Here is a 16,192-nt window from a genome sequence, read left to right as displayed (position 1 = left end):
TCAGCGGTGAATTGATGACAGCCCCTAAGCGACCTGGGTGCGATCGCGCTGTAGCTCTTGAATGCGATCGAGGGTGCCCACCGGAATGGCGTTGATCAACTGCTGGGTGTAGGGGGTCTGGGGTTGGCGATAGACCTGTTCGGCGGGGCCAATCTCTTCGACCCGGCCCTGGTTCATCACCATGATGCGATCGCTCATAAATTTCACCACGGCCAGGTCGTGGGAGATGAAGATGTAGGTGAGGTCAAACTCGGCTTGCAGCTCTTTTAGCAGGTTGAGCACCTGGGCCTGCACCGACACGTCGAGGGCCGACACCGACTCGTCACAAATAATGAACTTAGGGTTGAGGGCCAGGGCGCGGGCAATGCACACCCGCTGCCGCTGCCCACCGGAAAACTCGTGGGGATAGCGATTGATACAGCTGCTGGGCAGACCGACGCGATCGAGCAGGTAGGCCACTCGCTCTCGTTGATTTTGGGCACTTTTGACTACGCCGTGAATTTTGAGGGGTTCGGCGATCGCGGCCCCAATGCTCATGCGCGGGTCGAGGGAGCTGTAGGGATCTTGGAAAACAATTTGCATGTCGCGGCGCAGCTGCCGCAGCTGGGAAGCTCCTAGCCCCAGTACATCGCGCCCCTCAAACCAGATCTTGCCGCCCATGGCGGGCACCAGCCGCAGCAGCGCCCGGCCCAGGGTGGTTTTGCCGCAGCCCGACTCGCCCACTAGGCCAAAGGTCTCACCTTTTTGAATCTGAAACGAGACATTTTGCACTGCCATGACGTGGCGGTGGGTTTTGCCAAACACCCCCCGCACCGGGTAGCCCACCTGCAAATTTTCGACCGCTAGCAGGGGGCCGTTGGCGGCCAGGGTGGTGGCGCGGGCGGCCAGTTCAGCCTCGGTCAGGGGGGCAAAGCGGGCCTGGGCTTGGGCATCGAGCACGCGTTCGCTCATGGTCAAAGCTTTGCTCAGATCTGTCTGCGACCCCAGGGCGATCGCCCCGTTGCCCTGGGTGTTCGGCTCGACCGCCATAAAATCGGCCACCGTGGGCAGCAGGCGCAGCCGCTGGTGGGGCTGGGGACGGCAGGCCAGCAGTCCCTTGGTGTAGGGGTGCTGGGGCTGGGCAAAGATATCCCACACGGGGCCAGATTCAACGATTTTGCCCTGGTACATGACCGCCACCTGGTCGGCGATCTCGGCGATGATGCCCAGATCGTGGGTGATAAAGATGAGGGACATACCCCGGCGATCGCGCAGCTCGCGCAGCAGGTCGAGAATGGTGGCCTGCACAGTGACATCGAGGGCGGTGGTGGGCTCGTCAGCGATCAGCAGAGCCGGGTTGCAGGAGATTGCCATGGCGATCATCACCCGCTGAATCTGCCCCCCCGACAGCTCGTGGGGGTAGCGGTTGAGAATGGCCTGCTGCCGCCGATGCATCTCTTGCTGGAGGGAGGCCTCATCGAGGGAGGGCTTTTCGGCCTGGATGGTGGCCCGCAAGTTGGTGTCGGAGGGCAGCAGCTTGACTTCCTTGAGGCGATCGATCGCCTGGTGCTGGGCCGCTTCTTTAGAAATCTTCTGGTGCTGGCGAATCGCCTCCACCATTTGAAAGCCCACGGTATACACCGGATTGAGAGAGCTCATCGGCTCTTGAAAGATCATCGAGACCTGGCCACCCCGGTACTGCTGCATTTGGGTCTCGCTGAGGGTGCGCAGGTCGATCGCCCCCTGGGTCTCGGCCCCCTGGGTCTCGGCCTCCTGGGTCTTGGCCCTCTTGGTCTTGGCCCTCTGGGTCTCGCTGGCAAACCAGATTTCACCGTTGACCACCCGGCCCGGCGGCGAGGGCACCAGCCCCATCACCGCCAGGGAGGTGACCGACTTGCCCGAACCCGACTCGCCCACAATGCCCAGCGTTTGCCCCCGCTTGACCTGAAAGGAAATGTTGTCTACTGCTTGAATGAGCTGATTGTCGACCTCAAACTGCACAGTGAGATCTTTGACGTCGAGAATAATGTCGCTCATGGGGTGCTGGGAGACGTACAAGCAGGAAAACTTGCGCTGCAAAGTCTAACTCGGCGATCGCCGGGAGCATAACTCCAGGTTCGTCCGGCTAAGAGAAATACCAATACAGCGCCGTTAATGGATCATAGTAGATGAATCATAACAGCGTCTTTCCTACTGGCTTCATTTGCCCCCCTCTACCCATGCTGAATCTCGCGATCGCTATTCTAGTTATGCTGCTGGGCTCAGCCCTCTGCTCAGGCAGCGAGGCCGCTCTGCTGTCAGTGCCCGTGCTCAAGGCTCAACAGCTCGCCGAGTCTAAAAAGCCTGCTGCTATTGCCCTGCTCGCCATTCGCCAAAAGATCAATCGGCCCATTGCCACCATCGTCATTCTCAACAACCTATTTAATATTGTCGGCAGCGTGTTGATTGGGGGCATCGCCGCGACGATTTTCAACGATACCCTGCTGGGTATATTCACCGGGATATTAACCCTGCTGGTGATTCTCTTTGGGGAAATTTTCCCCAAAATTTTTGGGGAGCGCTATGCCATTGCGATCGCCCTGGCCGTAGCCGCGCCAGTGCGGTGGATCACCTGGCTGTTTACCCCGGTGGTGCTGCTGCTAGAAAAAGTCACAGCCCCGGTTGTGGGCGATGACAACCGCCCCAGCACCAACGAAGCTGAAATCAAGCTGATGGCCACCATTGGACATCAGGAGGGCATCATCGAAGCCGATGAAGCGGAAATGATTCGCCGCGTCTTTCGCCTCAATGATATGAAGTCGGCGGATATTATGACTCCGCGAGTGGCGGTTACTCACCTGTCCGGTGATCTGACTATCGCTGAGGCCCAGGAGCAAATTTTGCAATCGCAGCACAGCCGCATTTTGGTCAGCGACAGCGACATCGATCGCATTGTCGGGCTAGTGCTCAAAAACGAGGTGCTTACCGCCCTGATTCGCGGCCAGGGGCAGCAGCGGCTCAGCCAGGTGGCCCGCCCGGTACGCTTTGTGGCCGAGACCGAGCGGGCCGACAAGCTGCTGCAAGACTTTCAGACCGCCCGCGAGCACCTGGCGGTGGTGGTCGACGAGTACGGCGGCGTGTCGGGGGTGGTCACCCTTGAAGATGTGCTAGAGGTGCTCACAGGCGAGATCGTCGATGAGACCGATCGCAGCATTGACCTCCAGATTCAGGCTCGCCAGCGGGGGCGTCAGATTTTGCGCAGCCGGGGTTTTAACTGGCCCTCAGAGCCCTAGACCAGACGCCATAGTCTCTAGCTCAGCCGCACTACGGGCTTGTCTGCCAGCAGGGTATTGCCGGTGAGAATGTCTTCGACGGTGATGCGTAGCAGGCGATCGCCGTCGACCCGAAACAGTACCCGGATGCGATCGCTGCCCGGAAACCCCAGCGGGTTGAGCTGGGCAATGGTGCGTGCCCCCTCTCGGTCATTCAGCGGCTGCACGGAGGGAGTGTCGCCGCTGAGTTGGCGAGTCACCAGGCGACCCTGCTCAAAGTACACCTCGGTCTGAGTGCTGGCGGCCCCCAGTTCACCAATGATCAGCTCAATGCTGGGCTGCTCATCGACCGAAGCCCCCAGGGTAATTTCCACCGGGGTGGCCATGGGGTAGGGCTGGCCCTGGTTGAGAATGGGGTGCCAGCTGTGGCGATTGTTGCGCCGATCCCAGTAGCGAATGCCGTAGCTGTGGTAGAGAAAGTCTTCGACAGCAAGCCCTTGGGCAATTTGCAGAGCGCCCTGGGCCACGGCTTCGAAGGGGCGATCGCCCCTCACCTTCTCGGCCCCAAACCGCGACCTTACCCACCGCTGCACCGCTGGAATCTGCGCCGTGCCCCCCACCAGCAGCACCGCGTCGATCGCCTCCTGATTGAGGCCCTGGCGCTGACCCTGCTGAAGCACTTGGGTCAACCCCTTTTCCAGCCGCTCAAAAAACTGGTTTTGGGTAAGAATTTCCTCGAACTGGTCGCGGGTGAGGGCCAGATCGTAGGTGTCAAAGGTCTCGTCGTCAAAGTAGGCTTCCGCTGCCTCGGTTTGGTCTGACAGGGCAATCTTAATCCGCTCCGCCAGCCGCTGCACCACGGCCCCCCCCGCAATACCCTGACGGGCAAAATGCTCTACCAACCAGTGATCGATATCGGCTCCACCCAGGTTTTCGCCCGCTTTGGCTAGCACGCGCGCTACCTCAGGCTTTTGGGCACTTTTTTGCTCAGCACTTTGTCCGCGCCACTTCAGCAAAAAGCCTGTGGGTTGCTGTTGGGCTGGGGCCATTAGCCGCACCAGCGACCAATCGAGGGTGCCGCCACCAAAATCTAAGACTAAAATCGTCTGCTCTCCAGTCAGCCCGTAGCCCAGGGCAGCAGCGGTAGGTTCATCGATCAGCCGCACTTCTTTGAAATCGAGCGCGGTAGCCACATCCCCCAGCCACAGGCGGTAGGCCTCAAAGCTATCGACCGGTACCGTCAGCACCAGGCTGTCGTCGTCCCCAGCTACAGCGCGCACCTGGGTCAGAAGCGATCGCAAAAACCACTCCCCCAGCTGCTCAAAGGAGAGCGATTCTCCATCAATCTCGGGCAAAAACCCTTGTAAGGGAGCGCCAATGCCGCGCTTGACGTTGGCAAAAAAACGGGGATCGGTGGGGATGTCGAAGCCGCGATCGCGCACCGCCTGCCCCACCACCACCCCATCGGCCTGGGGCTTTTCCACATAGATCAGGCTGGGCACCAGGGTTGGCACTGTGCCCAGGCTCAGACTCAGCCCCGGCAGCGCCACCGTTTCCGGGCTTTCAGAAACGGGGTTCCAGCGGGCAACGACGGTATTACTGGTGCCAAAATCAACCGCTATGGCCATAGTTTCAGAGAGAAAACGGTGCTACCCATCCTACCGGCAGCGGCGATCGCTAGGAAGCAGTCACTCATGCTCAACCGGCGATCGCTCCTTCTTCGGCCACGATCGCACCATTACCACCACCAGCGTAATCACCGTGATCGGAATCACAAACATCAGCATCACCTGGCTAAACAGCCCCAGGCTGTCGTGGTTAGCCGCCCGCAAAATGAGGTAGACCGCGTAGGCCACGTAGTAGCCCACAAACACCCACCCCTCCCAGCGGGTAATCACGCTGCCAGAGAGAAAAATGGGCAGGCAGGCCACCGCCACCGCCAGCATCACCGGCAGGTCAAAGTGCAGCACCGATTCGGGAATGATGACCCCCGCCCCTGAGGTCAGCGACGTTACCCCCAGCACCGTCAGAATGTTGAAAATATTGCTGCCGACCACGTTGCCCACGGCAATGTCGCCCTCGCCCCGAAACGTCGCCACCATCGAGGTCGCCAGCTCAGGCAGCGACGTCCCCGCCGCCACAATCGTCAGGCCAATCACCAGCTGGCTCACCCCCAGCGATTCGGCAATGCTCACCGCCCCCGACACAAACATCCGCGACCCCGTCACCAGCGTCACCAGCCCCACCGCGATGTAGGCCAGGTTCACAACCCAAGTCCAGCGACCGATGGGGGCAGGGCCGTATTCTCGCTCATACTCTGACTGCACCTCGGCATTCTTTTCTTTGCGGCTCTGGTAGACCAAAAACAGCGTATAGACCACGCTGCCAATCAGCAAAATTATGCCGTCGCTGGGCTGGAGCAGGCGATCGATCGAAAACAGCATCAGCAGCCCCGAAACACCCACCATAATCGGCACATCTAGCTTGACCAGCTGCTGCGCCACCGGCAGCGGCGAGATCAGCGCCGACAAGCCCAAAATCACCAGCACGTTAAAAATATTGCTGCCAATGACGTTGCCCAAAGCAATATCCCCCTGGCCCGTCAGGCTAGACTGCACACTCACCGCCATCTCTGGGGCGCTAGTGCCATAGGCCACAATCGTGAGGCCAATAATTAGCGGAGAAATGCCCAGCAGGGCGGCCAGCTTAGATGCCCCTCGCACCAAAGACTCTGCCCCTACCAATAACAGGCCCGCACCCGCAATCAACAACAGGATGGCGACAGTCATACTTGCAAGCTCACTCAGCAAACGTTCTACTAAAAAGGCCCCACCTAGGCAGGGCGCGATCGCGCCCCCAAAGGCCAATCTACAGTATGTCTGATTCTGATCCATCTCTGTTGCAGACCGTTGCCCTAGCCCCCTGGCGCAGCCCCCTGGCTCGCGCCCTGCACCGCAATCGCAGCCGCCCCTACAGTCGCTATTTTCAGCTGGCGACGGTGACCCCTGAGGGCTATCCCGCCAATCGCACCGTGGTGTTTCGCGGCTGGCTGCCCGACCGCAACACCCTCACCTTGGTCACCGATCGCCGCAGCAGCAAAGTCACCGATATTGCCGCCCGCCCCTGGGCCGAAGCCTGTTGGTATTTCACCCATACCCGCGAGCAGTTTCGCCTGGCTGGCCCCCTGGCGCTGGTGGATAGCGCTGAAACCGCCCTGGCCCCAGCTCGCCAGACCGCCTGGGAATCGCTCTCGACCAATGCCCGCCAGCAGTTTTACTGGCCCGACCCAGCCGCCCCCCGCGACGCCGAGGCTAGCTTTTCGGCGCGCGACGTGGGCGAGACCGCCCCAGAAACGTTTTGCCTGGGGTTGCTCACCCCCCACCGGGTCGACCACCTAGAACTGCGCGGCGAGCCCCAAGCCCGGCACCTCTACCGGCAGCAGGCCGACGGCAGTTGGGCGATCGCCTCCGTTAACCCCTAGGGCTTTAATCGGTGAATTGCCCGGCGGGGGGAGCTGAAGGTCTGGCCCAATGGAAAACGATAGCTAAACGGGCTGCCCCTAGACTAAGTAACCAGATGTTCTCTATGGTTGATGTCTCTGCCCATTTTTCTCTGGGGTTTTTCTTTGGGAGACGGGGCAGAATGTAGCCCTATCCCCCTGGAGTACACCCCGGCATGGCCATTGAACCGATCGTTGAAACCTATCATTTGCAGATTGAGTTGCTCGATAGCGACCCCCCCATCTGGCGACAGCTACAGGTGCAGAGCGACGCGTCTCTAGACCAGCTGCATCGGCTGCTGGCGGCGGTGATGGGCTGGTCGGGGGAGGCCGACTACGTGTTTAAGGGGCAAGGACGAACGCTTAAGGATGGTGAAGAGCGATCGCTGGCTACCCTGCTCACTCAGCTCAACGATACCTTGATCTATACCTATGCCCCCGCCCAGGGCTGGCTGCACAAAGTGACTCTGGAGGCGATCGCCCCGGTCGAGGCACCCCTGCCCCAGTGCACCGCCGGAGAGCGCCAGTGCCCGCCCGAGTTTTGCAACGGCGTGTGGGACTACGTCGATCTGCTCGATCGCCTCAGCGATAGCGACGACCCCGACGAAGTCGACGCCCTCTGGCAAAAAGTCGGCTACGACTTTGACCCTGAACGGTTTGACTTATCGGCGGCCAACCAGCGATTGCAGAGTCTATGGTCTTGAGTTCACCAGCCCCCTGAGTTCACATCATCAGCACCGCCCGGTAGCGCACCTTGTTATCCATCACCCGTTGCAGAGCTTCATTGGCCTGGTCTAAGGGAAAGGTTTCGACCAGGGGTTGAATGCCGAATTTCTCCACAATCTGGAGCATTTCTGTAATCACGGCAGGGCTGCCAATCTCAGATCCCATGATGCGGCGCTGCTTAGAGGTCAGCGGCGTCACCGGAATCGTCAGCGGCTCACTGGGAATGCCCACAAAGACAAAGGTGCCGTTGGAGTCGAGATAGTTCACATAGCCCAGCCAGTCGAGAGCCTGGTTAGCGGTGTTGATGATGATATTTAGCTTGTTGATCGGCAGGGGTGGAGAGCCACCGGCAGGCACCAAAATGGCCTCGTGAGCGCCCAACTGGGTGGCAAACTCTGCCTTGTCAGCCGAGGTGGTAAAGACTGTCACCCGATTGCCCAGGCGGCTGGCAAACTGAATGGCCAAATGCCCGAGCCCGCCAATGCCAATCACGCCGATCTCTTGGCCAGAGGTCATGCCCGCATTGCGCAACCCCGCGTAGACCGTGGCCCCACCGCACAAAATTGGCCCAGCAGCTTCCGTTGACACTCCGGCGGGGAGGCTAAAGGCAAAGCGCGAATCGACCACCATGTAGTCGGCAAAGCCGCCGTAGCCGCTGACAATTAGCCCTTCGGCCTGATCGCAGAGGTTGTGGTTGCCCCTTAAACAGTCGAGGCATTGCATGCAGGCGGCCTGCTGCCAACCGACCCCGACGCGATCGCCCGGCTGCAAATGGGTGACTAGGGAACCAGTTTCAACTACTTCGCCGATCACCTCATGGCCGGGCACCAGCGGGTATCGCGATAGGCCCCAATCGTCGTGGATCATGTGGATATCAGAATGGCAAATGCCGCAGGCCAGCACTTTAATCGCGCAGTCAAAAGCCTGCAGCGGTGCCGCTTGAAAACTAAAGGGCTGAAGGGCGGCACCTTTTTCCAACGCGGCCAAGGCATTAATTTGCATAATTTTTCTTTAGAAGCATGAAAAGATAGTGCCACTATCGTTCATCCCGCTTGTGTAGCCTAGGTGGCGATCGCAAAACTAATGACAATTCTGAAAGGCCAATTTTGACCAAGAGCATACCCCAGGGTCTTGTTTCCTCCCGAGGGCGCAGGCTCTGCGCCCTCGGGCACCTTCTTTTCCAAAGACCCTAAATCGCATCTCTGATATCGGCGACCAGTTCGTCGATCGCCGCCGTGGTCGTATTCCACGCGCACATCAGCCGCGCCCCGTCGGCACCAATAAAGGTGTAAAACTTCCAGCCGCGACGATACAACTCCTCAATCAAGGCTGGGGGCATCTGCACAAACACCCCGTTGGCCTGGCGCGGAAAGAGAATTTTTAGCTCAGGGATAGTGCCCAACTGCTGTTCTAGGTAGGCCGCCATGCGGTTGGCATGGGCCGCGTTGCGCAGCCAGGCCCCAGTTTCGAGCAGCCCCAGCCATGGAGCTGAGATAAACCGCATTTTGGAGCACAGCTGCCCCGCCTGTTTGCAGCGGTAGGCAAAGTCTTCGGCTAGCGCTTTGTCAAAAAATAGAATCGCCTCGCCAATGCCCATGCCATTTTTGGTGCCGCAGCAGCAGAGTACGTCGATGCCCGCCTTCCAGGTCAGCTCTGCCGGGGTTTTGCCCGAGGCCACCAGGGCGTTGGCAAAGCGGGCACCATCCATATGCACCTTGAGCCCGTAGCGGCGGGCCAGGGCGCTGAGGGCAGCTAGCTCATCGGTGGTGTAAAGGGTGCCCACCTCGGTAACCTGGGTGAGGCTGATTACCTTGGGCTTGGGGTAGTGGATGTCGGTGCGTTTGGTGATCAGCCGCTCTACATTCACCGGGTCGAGCTTGCCGTTGGCCCCCTGGGCTAGCAGCAGCTTAGAGCCATTGCTGGCAAACTCGGGGGCACCGCACTCGTCGGTTTCGACGTGGGCCAGCTCGTGACAGATGACGCTGTGGTATGACTGGCACAGCGAAGCCAGGGTCAGCGAGTTCGCCGCCGTGCCGTTAAAGACAAAAAATACCTCGCAGTCAATCTCGAAAATTTCTCGAAATTTGTCGGCGGCTTTTTGCGTCCACTGGTCGTCGCCGTAGGCGGGCGCGTCACCCTGGTTGGCCTTGAGCAGGTAGTCGAGGGCCTCGGGGCACATGCCCGAGTAGTTGTCGCTGGCAAACTGAATCGGGCGGAGGGCCGGAGGGGCGGTGACCATGGCAGGGCTGAGCGAGGGTGTCTTGAGGATAGCCTGGAGCGATGGTGATAGGGTATTTATGGCTTTACTACCGTTGTCCCAATGACCAACCGTCTGGCCGATTCGCCCAGTCTCTATCTGCGGAAGCACGCCGAAAACCCCATCGACTGGTGGCCCTGGTGTGATGAGGCGCTGGAGCGGGCCAGGCAGAATGACCAGCCGATTTTTCTGTCGATTGGCTATTCGAGCTGCCACTGGTGCACGGTGATGGAGGGGGAGGCGTTTTCGGATGATGCGATCGCCGCCTACCTCAACGCCAACTTCATCCCCATCAAGGTCGATCGCGAAGAGCGACCCGACATCGACAGCATCTATATGCAGGCGCTGCAAATGCTGACAGGCCAGGGGGGCTGGCCGCTGAACGTGGTGCTGCATCCTGAGACGCGAGTGCCCTTCTATGGCGGCACCTACTTTCCGCTAGAACCCAAGTACGGGCGACCCGGTTTCTTGCAGGTGCTGACCTCTCTACGCCAGTTTTACGACACCGAAAAAGCCCGCCTGGCAGAAATCACCGAGGCGGTGATGGGCAACCTGCACCAGGGAGCGGAGTTGCCGGAGTCTCCGGCGGTGCCCTCGGCGGCGGTACTCTGTGCAGGGCTGACGGCGAATGCCAAGCTGCTCATACCCAAGGCCCAGGGCACCTGCTTTCCGATGATGCCCTACGCAGCGGCGGTGCTGGGCGGGCACAGGTTTGACCTGGAGCTAGATGTGACCCATCTGTGCGGCCAGAGGGGGCTAGATCTGGCCCTGGGCGGCATCTACGACCACGTGGGCGGCGGCTTTCATCGCTACACCGTAGACCCCACCTGGACGGTGCCCCACTTTGAAAAGATGCTCTACGACAACGGGCTGATTGTGGAGTATCTGGCCGATCTGTGGGCCAGCGGGCAGCAAGAACCGGCTTTTGAACGGGCGATCGCCCTTACCCATACCTGGCTTAAGCGAGAAATGACCGCCCCTGGCCATGCCTCTGGTCACGCCTCTGGGGGCTACTTCTACGCTGCCCAGGATGCCGACAGCTTTGTCACTTCCAACGATGCTGAACCAGAGGAAGGCGCATTTTACGCCTGGCCCTACAAAACGCTGGAAGCGGCGCTGACGGCTGACCAGCTTCAGGGTTTAGCCGAGGCCTTCACGGTGACGGCCCAGGGCAACTTTGAGGGGCAGATTGTGTTGCAGCGGCGGCACCCTGGCCCCCTCTCCACTGAGGTAGAAGCCTCGCTCGATCACCTCTTTACCCTGCGCTACGGTACCCCGGCGGCAGAGCTGGCCACCTTTCCGCCCGCCGTCGATAACCAGGTCGCTAAAACCCACTCCTGGCCGGGGCGCATTCCCCCTGTTACCGACACCAAGCTGATTGTGGCCTGGAATGCGCTGATGATCTCGGGGCTGGCCAGAGCGGCGATCGCATTCCAAAACCCCAGCTACCTGGCCACCGCCATCACTGCCGCCGAGCACATTCGCCAGCACCAGTGGATCGGCAGCCAGCTGTACCGCCTCGGCTACGACGGCACACCTCATGTGCCAGCCCAGGCCGAAGACTACGCCCTGCTGATCAAGGCCTTCATTGACCTGCACCAGGCCGGTCTGGCCGTCTCCCCTACCGAAACCGACTGGTTAACCCTAGCCATTTCAACCCAGCAAGAATTCGACCATTTGCTCTGGAGCGCTGATCAGGGCGGCTACTTGAGCGCGGCGGCTGGGGCAGATTTGCTGGTGCAAGAGCGGCCCTACCAAGACAATGCCACCCCGGCGGCAAATGGGGTGGCGGTGGCCAACCTCGTCCGTCTTTCGCTGCTCACCGACAATCTGGACTACCTCGATCGCGCCGATCGCACCCTGCAAGCCTTTGGTACTGTGATCGAGCAGCTGCCCCGCGCCTGCCCCAGCCTGCTGGCGGGCCTCAACTGGTTTCTCCACGGTACGGTGGTCAAGGCTACGGCAGCGGCGATCGCCACCCTGGCCACCGACTACTGGCCCACCACCGTCTTCACCCCCAGCCCCGACCTCCCCGCCGGAGCCGTGGGCATGGTCTGTCGGGGCACCAAGTGCCTGGCCGTGGCCAAGTCTGTCGATCAACTAAGGCAGCAACTTCAAGGTTGAAGAGCCTGAGAGGCGCACTACGGCGATGCAGAAACAACGGGCGATCGCGCCCCTGCTGACTAATGGCACCCTAAGCGCACAGCGGTGCGTCCCTCCACTCCCCACCTCGCATCTATGCCCCACAATCCTGCTTTGTACCAAGTTCTGCGCGATCGCATCCAAGCCTCTCCCCAGGGCCGCATCTCCTTTGCCGAGTTCATGGATCTGGCGCTTTACCATCCTGAAGGCGGCTACTACACCACCAAAGACGCCATCCTGGGGCACCAGGGCGACTTTGTCACCTCCGCCCATCTGGGCCATGACTTTGGCGAACTGTTGGCGGTCCAGTTTGCCGAAATGTGGGAGCACCTGGGCCGCCCCCAGCCTTTTTCGCTGGTAGAAATGGGGGCAGGCCAGGGGCTGATTGCCGCCGATGCCCTGGGGGCGCTGCAAAATCATTTTCCTGACTGCTTTGCCGCCCTCAGCTACCAAATTGTCGAAAAATCTGACCGACTGCGGATGGCCCAGCAAGATCGTCTCTCCCCCTGGGCCGGACGGGTAGACTGGGTCGCGCTAGATGACATCGTTGATAACAGCCTTACCGGCTGTTTTTTTACCAACGAACTGGTCGATGCCCTACCCGTTCACCAGGTCGTGATCACAGACTCGGGGCTGCAAGAGGTCTACGTCACCCTGGCCGACGGTGCAGAATTCTCGCTACAGGAGGTGCTAGCTCCACCTTCAACACCGCGCCTGGCCGACTACTTTGCCTTTGTGGGCATCGACCTGGCCGCCCCCCAATACGCCCCCGGCTACCGTACCGAGGTGCACCTGGCGGCACTGGACTGGGTGAAAACCGTCGCCACCAAGCTGCACCGGGGCTACGTGCTCACCGTTGACTACGGCTACCCCGCTAGCCGCTACTACAGCCGCGCCCGCGCCCAGGGCACAGTCCAGTGCTATTACCAGCACGCCCACCACGACCACCCCTACAGCCACCTGGGCCACCAAGACATTACCGCCCACGTCAACTTCACCGCCTTAGAACGACAGGGAGAAGTCTGCGGTCTGGAGACTCTGGGGGCTACCCAGCAGGCCATGTTTTTGATGGCGCTGGGTTTGGGCGATCGCATTGCTGCTCTAGGTCAAATTCAAGCTACTGACACCGACACGATCAACCTCGCCATTCAGCGGCGCGACAGGCTGCACCAGCTAATTAACCCGATGGGGCTGGGAAATTTTATGGTGCTGGTGCAGGGTAAGGCGTTAGACGACAGTGCCAAAATTCTTAAGGGGTTGACGGTGCCGCCGCTCTTGTAGTCATTTCTCTAGGGGTTTTGACCTGATTGACTTGGGGGTAGGCGATTCAGATTTGGGATCACACCCCATGGCGACCAGACCCATTTCTGGCCTCCATCGAGGCCGACCAACGCGGTAAGCTGTCTTTGGTTGCTCTATGGGTTGCTGATCTATGCCAGAACCTCAAACCTGCTCGGTGTGCGGCGTCAAGATTTTGGTCGGGATTGTGGGGGGCGATCGCGTGCTGTTTTCGGCTGGGCCACCGGGCGATCGCGCCCGGCTCTACGCCCGAGTCTGCCGCTACGTCGACAAGCCCGGCTGCATCAACAAAAACGGCGGTAGCCAGGCACCTAACCCCAGCGATTACTACCGGCCTGACCTGCCCCGCTAGCGGGCCTCTGGGGCCAGTGCAGCAGCAGGTGCTCGGCCTGGTCAGCGGGTAGGGGGCTGGCGAAGTGGTAGCCCTGGGCATAGGGGCAACCCAGCTGACGCAGCTGATTGAGCTGGCCTTCGGTTTCGACCCCTTCGGCGATCGCAGTCATGCCCAGGGTTTGGGCCAGGGCCAAAATCGCCTGCACCATCGCCACCCCTCGAGGGTCAGCCCCCATGGAGTGAATGAACGACCGGTCGATTTTGAGCATCTGCATAGGAAACTGGTGCACCATGCTCAGGGACGAATAGCCGGTGCCAAAGTCGTCAATCCCCAGCTGAATGCCCCGTTCGCGCAGCGCTTTGAGCATGGCCTCAGCCGTTTGAGGATTGTCGATCAGGGCGCTTTCGGTGATTTCGAGCCGCAGGCGATCGCTGCTGAGACCCGTGACCGCTAGCGTTTCATCAATGGTGTCAATCAGGTGGGGGTTAGCAAACTGCTTGACCGACAGATTGACACTAATCACCAAATCCGCTGCCTGGGGGTGTAGCTGCCGCCAGCACTGTAGCTGCTGACAAGCGGCTAGCTGAGTCCAGGCACCAATGACCAAAATCAGCCCGGTCTCTTCTGCCAGAGGAATAAACTGGGCCGGGGAGATCAGCCCCCAGCGGGGATGGTGCCAGCGCACCAGGGCCTCAAAGCCGATCAGCTGATCGGTCGCCAGATCGACAATGGGCTGATAGTGCAGGGTTAGTTCATGGCGATCGATCGCCCGCTGTAGGTCATTCTCAAGGGTAAGGCGGGTGCTCACCCGCTCATACATGGCCGGGTCAAACAAAATTGACTGTCCCCGCCCTTGGTCTTTAGCCTGGTACATGGCGGTGTCGGCGTCACGCAAAAAGTCTACGGCCTCCACGGCTCCGGTGAGGGTAGAGGCAATGCCGACGCTGGCGCTGATGAAAATTTCCCGCCCGGCTAGCACCAAAGGCGTCTGCAACACCTGGTGAATGCGATCGGCGATCGCCAGAGCATCGTCAATGGTGGCAATGGTGCGCAGCAAAATGGCAAATTCGTCGCCGCCGAGACGCGCCACCAGGTCGCCCTCGCGCACCACTGACCCCAGCCGCTGGGCACATTCGATCAGCAGCTGGTCGCCCACCAGGTGCCCGAGGCTGTCGTTGATTACCTTAAACCGGTCGAGATCGATGAACAAAACCGCAAAGACCACCTCCCGAGAGGCTTTAGCCGCCAGCGCCGCCGCCGTGAGCTGATCCATAAAATAGGCCCGGTTGGGCGAACCGGTGAGGGAGTCGTGGAAGGCTTCATAGGCCAGGCGCTCTTCGATCAGCCTGCGATCGCTGACATCTTGAAAGTACACCGCCAGCCCCTCCGGTGTGGGGTAGACGTGAAACTCACACCAGCTGTCGGCATGGGCCAAGTAGTCTTCGACGGTGAGGCTGGCCCGCTCGGCCATAGCCCGGCGCAGCTCTTTAGCGAAGCTGGTGCCCAGCGCCTCAGGAATTTCGTGCCAGAGGTTTTGACCCAGCAGCCGCTGGCGCGATCGCCGCAAAACCTGCTCGGCCCTCCGGTTGAGGTAGGTAAATCGCCACTGCTGATCGAGGGCAAAAAAGGCGTCGGTAATGCTCTCTAAAATGTTGTGAATGCGGCGGTGGGAAGCCTGTAGCGCCAGCTCGGCGGCCTGGCGTTCGGCCTCTTCCTGCTTGCGATCGCTGACATCTTGAGACACCCCAATGCTAAACAGCGGTGTGCCTTGGTCGTCGCGCACGAGGCACACCGTCAACGCCACCCAAACGTAGCTGCCGTCTCGATGGCAGTAGCGCTTTTCAATGGTAAATGAGTTTAGATCGCCGGCCAGTAGACGGTTGTAGTGCTGCAAATCGAGCCCCACATCGTCGGGGTGAGTGATCTCGACAAACGTTTTGCCCACCAGGTCAGCGCGGCTGTAGCCCAGCAAGCGGCACATGCCGGGGTTGGCGTCGGTCAACTGCCCGTCTAGGCTGGCCTGGCAAACCCCGACCCCCATCTGCTCAAAAATGGCCCGAAACCGAGCTTCGGCGGCGGTGAGGGTCGCCTGAATGGCCTTGCGATCGGTGATGTCTTTGCCGACAGAGAGTAGGCAGGTCTGTCCATCTAGCTGGGTGATTTCGGCAGAGACCAACAGCGTGCGAATCTGGCCGTCGGCAAAGCACGAGTCGATCTCAATGTTTTGAATGCTGCCGCGATCGCAAATTTGCTGCCGCAGCCGGGCAAACTGCCGCCGATTGTGCACAACGCCCAGGTCAGCGGGCCGCCGCCCAAGAATTTCGCTAGTGGAGCGGCCCAGCCAGCGGGCGTAGCTGGCGTTGACCAACAGGTGCCGCCCCTCAGGAAATGTCGTCACCGCCATCGGGTCTGGGCTGTGGTGAAATAGGCTGGCAAAGGCGCTCTGGGTTTGTTTGAGACAGAGCTGCGCGGCATAGCGTTCGGCAACTACTGTCCGATTAGCAGGCGGGTCAAAGCCGTTACCCGCAGCGGCTGAGTCGTCCTGACAAAGGGGAGACGAGGACGCGATCGCCCCCAGGGGCTCACTGACCATAGAAAACTCTGGACGTGGAGAAAGTAATCATGGCCTTTCAGGCTCTAGGCCTGTGGATACAGCATTCCCTAGGCATAGCGTTTGCTCGGTACGGCGTCGGTTGATTGGGGCT

General features: G+C 60.3%; 12 protein-coding genes. 6 read left to right on the top strand and 6 right to left on the bottom strand.

Translation table 11 applies throughout. From position 1 onward, the window contains the following. Positions 1–24: 24 nt before the first annotated feature. Positions 25–2,016 (bottom strand): ABC transporter ATP-binding protein, encoded by a 1,992-nt coding sequence (locus AC0QKW_RS24380; RefSeq protein ID WP_473153712.1) that lies wholly within the window; start codon positions 2,014–2,016, stop codon positions 25–27. A gap of 182 nt (positions 2,017–2,198) precedes the next feature. On the opposite strand from AC0QKW_RS24380, the gene AC0QKW_RS24375 reads away from it, so the two are divergent. Continuing rightward, complete coding sequence (locus AC0QKW_RS24375; RefSeq protein WP_473153711.1) at positions 2,199–3,251, top strand: hemolysin family protein; 1,053 nt, start codon at positions 2,199–2,201, stop codon at positions 3,249–3,251. 17 nt (positions 3,252–3,268) lie between these two features. Here the strand turns inward: AC0QKW_RS24375 and AC0QKW_RS24370 are convergent, their stop codons facing one another. Together AC0QKW_RS24370 and AC0QKW_RS24365 are read right to left on the bottom strand one after the other, a co-directional pair. Continuing rightward, positions 3,269–4,858 carry an Hsp70 family protein gene (locus tag AC0QKW_RS24370; protein WP_473153710.1) on the bottom strand — a complete coding sequence of 530 codons (1,590 nt, stop codon included), beginning with the start codon at positions 4,856–4,858 and terminating at the stop codon, positions 3,269–3,271. 60 nt (positions 4,859–4,918) lie between these two features. Then, entirely contained in the window at positions 4,919–6,019 is a 1,101-nt protein-coding gene (locus AC0QKW_RS24365) for a calcium/sodium antiporter (protein ID WP_473153709.1), read from the bottom strand. Positions 6,020–6,105: 86 nt separating this feature from the next. Here AC0QKW_RS24365 and AC0QKW_RS24360 point away from each other — a divergent pair, with 86 nt between their 5' ends. Together AC0QKW_RS24360 and AC0QKW_RS24355 are read left to right on the top strand one after the other, a co-directional pair. Beyond that, positions 6,106–6,711 carry an Npun_F5749 family FMN-dependent PPOX-type flavoprotein gene (locus AC0QKW_RS24360; protein ID WP_473153708.1) on the top strand — a complete coding sequence of 202 codons (606 nt, stop codon included), beginning with the start codon at positions 6,106–6,108 and terminating at the stop codon, positions 6,709–6,711. Positions 6,712–6,905: 194 nt separating this feature from the next. After that, positions 6,906–7,433: a plasmid pRiA4b ORF-3 family protein gene (locus AC0QKW_RS24355; RefSeq protein WP_473153707.1), complete on the top strand. Its 528-nt coding sequence runs from the start codon at positions 6,906–6,908 to the stop codon at positions 7,431–7,433. 19 nt (positions 7,434–7,452) lie between these two features. Here the strand turns inward: AC0QKW_RS24355 and AC0QKW_RS24350 are convergent, their stop codons facing one another. Both AC0QKW_RS24350 and AC0QKW_RS24345 read right to left on the bottom strand, forming a co-directional pair. Beyond that, positions 7,453–8,457: an NAD(P)-dependent alcohol dehydrogenase gene (locus AC0QKW_RS24350; RefSeq protein WP_473153706.1), complete on the bottom strand. Its 1,005-nt coding sequence runs from the start codon at positions 8,455–8,457 to the stop codon at positions 7,453–7,455. Between the two features lie 187 nt (positions 8,458–8,644). Continuing rightward, a complete protein-coding gene (locus AC0QKW_RS24345; RefSeq protein WP_473153705.1) occupies positions 8,645–9,694 on the bottom strand; it encodes a threonine aldolase family protein in 1,050 nt (349 codons plus the stop codon). An 81-nt stretch (positions 9,695–9,775) separates the two neighbouring features. Between AC0QKW_RS24345 and AC0QKW_RS24340 the strand changes: the two genes are divergently transcribed. The 3 genes from AC0QKW_RS24340 (at position 9,776) to nblD (ending at position 13,505) form a co-directional block, all read left to right on the top strand. Next, positions 9,776–11,836: a thioredoxin domain-containing protein gene (locus AC0QKW_RS24340; RefSeq protein WP_473153704.1), complete on the top strand. Its 2,061-nt coding sequence runs from the start codon at positions 9,776–9,778 to the stop codon at positions 11,834–11,836. Positions 11,837–11,950: 114 nt separating this feature from the next. After that, positions 11,951–13,135: a class I SAM-dependent methyltransferase gene (locus AC0QKW_RS24335; protein WP_473153703.1), complete on the top strand. Its 1,185-nt coding sequence runs from the start codon at positions 11,951–11,953 to the stop codon at positions 13,133–13,135. A gap of 151 nt (positions 13,136–13,286) precedes the next feature. Beyond that, entirely contained in the window at positions 13,287–13,505 is a 219-nt protein-coding gene (gene nblD, locus AC0QKW_RS24330) for an NblD family protein (protein WP_473153702.1), read from the top strand. Here the strand turns inward: nblD and AC0QKW_RS24325 are convergent. After that, on the bottom strand, positions 13,465–16,080 hold the full coding sequence (locus tag AC0QKW_RS24325; RefSeq protein ID WP_473153701.1) for a sensor domain-containing protein: 2,616 nt from the start codon (positions 16,078–16,080) through the stop codon (positions 13,465–13,467). The two genes, nblD and AC0QKW_RS24325, sit on opposite strands and share 41 nt — an antisense overlap. Positions 16,081–16,192 lie beyond the last annotated feature (112 nt).

This window comes from Pseudanabaena sp. PCC 9330, assembly GCF_055795045.1.
The sequence above is the reverse complement of the archived record's forward strand: the minus strand, read 5'-3'. Positions and strand labels throughout refer to the sequence as shown.

Excerpts from the sequence above, each read along its gene's own strand:
- AC0QKW_RS24355 (WP_473153707.1), top strand. The coding sequence starts at position 6,906 with ATGGCCATTGAACCGATCGTTGAAACCTATCATTTGCAGATTGAGTTG.
- AC0QKW_RS24335 (WP_473153703.1), top strand. The coding sequence starts at position 11,951 with ATGCCCCACAATCCTGCTTTGTACCAAGTTCTGCGCGATCGCATCCAA.
- AC0QKW_RS24380 (WP_473153712.1), bottom strand. The coding sequence starts at position 2,016 with ATGAGCGACATTATTCTCGACGTCAAAGATCTCACTGTGCAGTTTGAG.
- nblD (WP_473153702.1), top strand. The coding sequence starts at position 13,287 with ATGCCAGAACCTCAAACCTGCTCGGTGTGCGGCGTCAAGATTTTGGTC.
- AC0QKW_RS24345 (WP_473153705.1), bottom strand. The coding sequence starts at position 9,694 with ATGGTCACCGCCCCTCCGGCCCTCCGCCCGATTCAGTTTGCCAGCGAC.
- AC0QKW_RS24360 (WP_473153708.1), top strand. The coding sequence starts at position 6,106 with ATGTCTGATTCTGATCCATCTCTGTTGCAGACCGTTGCCCTAGCCCCC.
- AC0QKW_RS24325 (WP_473153701.1), bottom strand. The coding sequence starts at position 16,080 with ATGGTCAGTGAGCCCCTGGGGGCGATCGCGTCCTCGTCTCCCCTTTGT.
- AC0QKW_RS24370 (WP_473153710.1), bottom strand. The coding sequence starts at position 4,858 with ATGGCCATAGCGGTTGATTTTGGCACCAGTAATACCGTCGTTGCCCGC.
- AC0QKW_RS24340 (WP_473153704.1), top strand. The coding sequence starts at position 9,776 with ATGACCAACCGTCTGGCCGATTCGCCCAGTCTCTATCTGCGGAAGCAC.
- AC0QKW_RS24365 (WP_473153709.1), bottom strand. The coding sequence starts at position 6,019 with ATGACTGTCGCCATCCTGTTGTTGATTGCGGGTGCGGGCCTGTTATTG.
- AC0QKW_RS24375 (WP_473153711.1), top strand. The coding sequence starts at position 2,199 with ATGCTGAATCTCGCGATCGCTATTCTAGTTATGCTGCTGGGCTCAGCC.
- AC0QKW_RS24350 (WP_473153706.1), bottom strand. The coding sequence starts at position 8,457 with ATGCAAATTAATGCCTTGGCCGCGTTGGAAAAAGGTGCCGCCCTTCAG.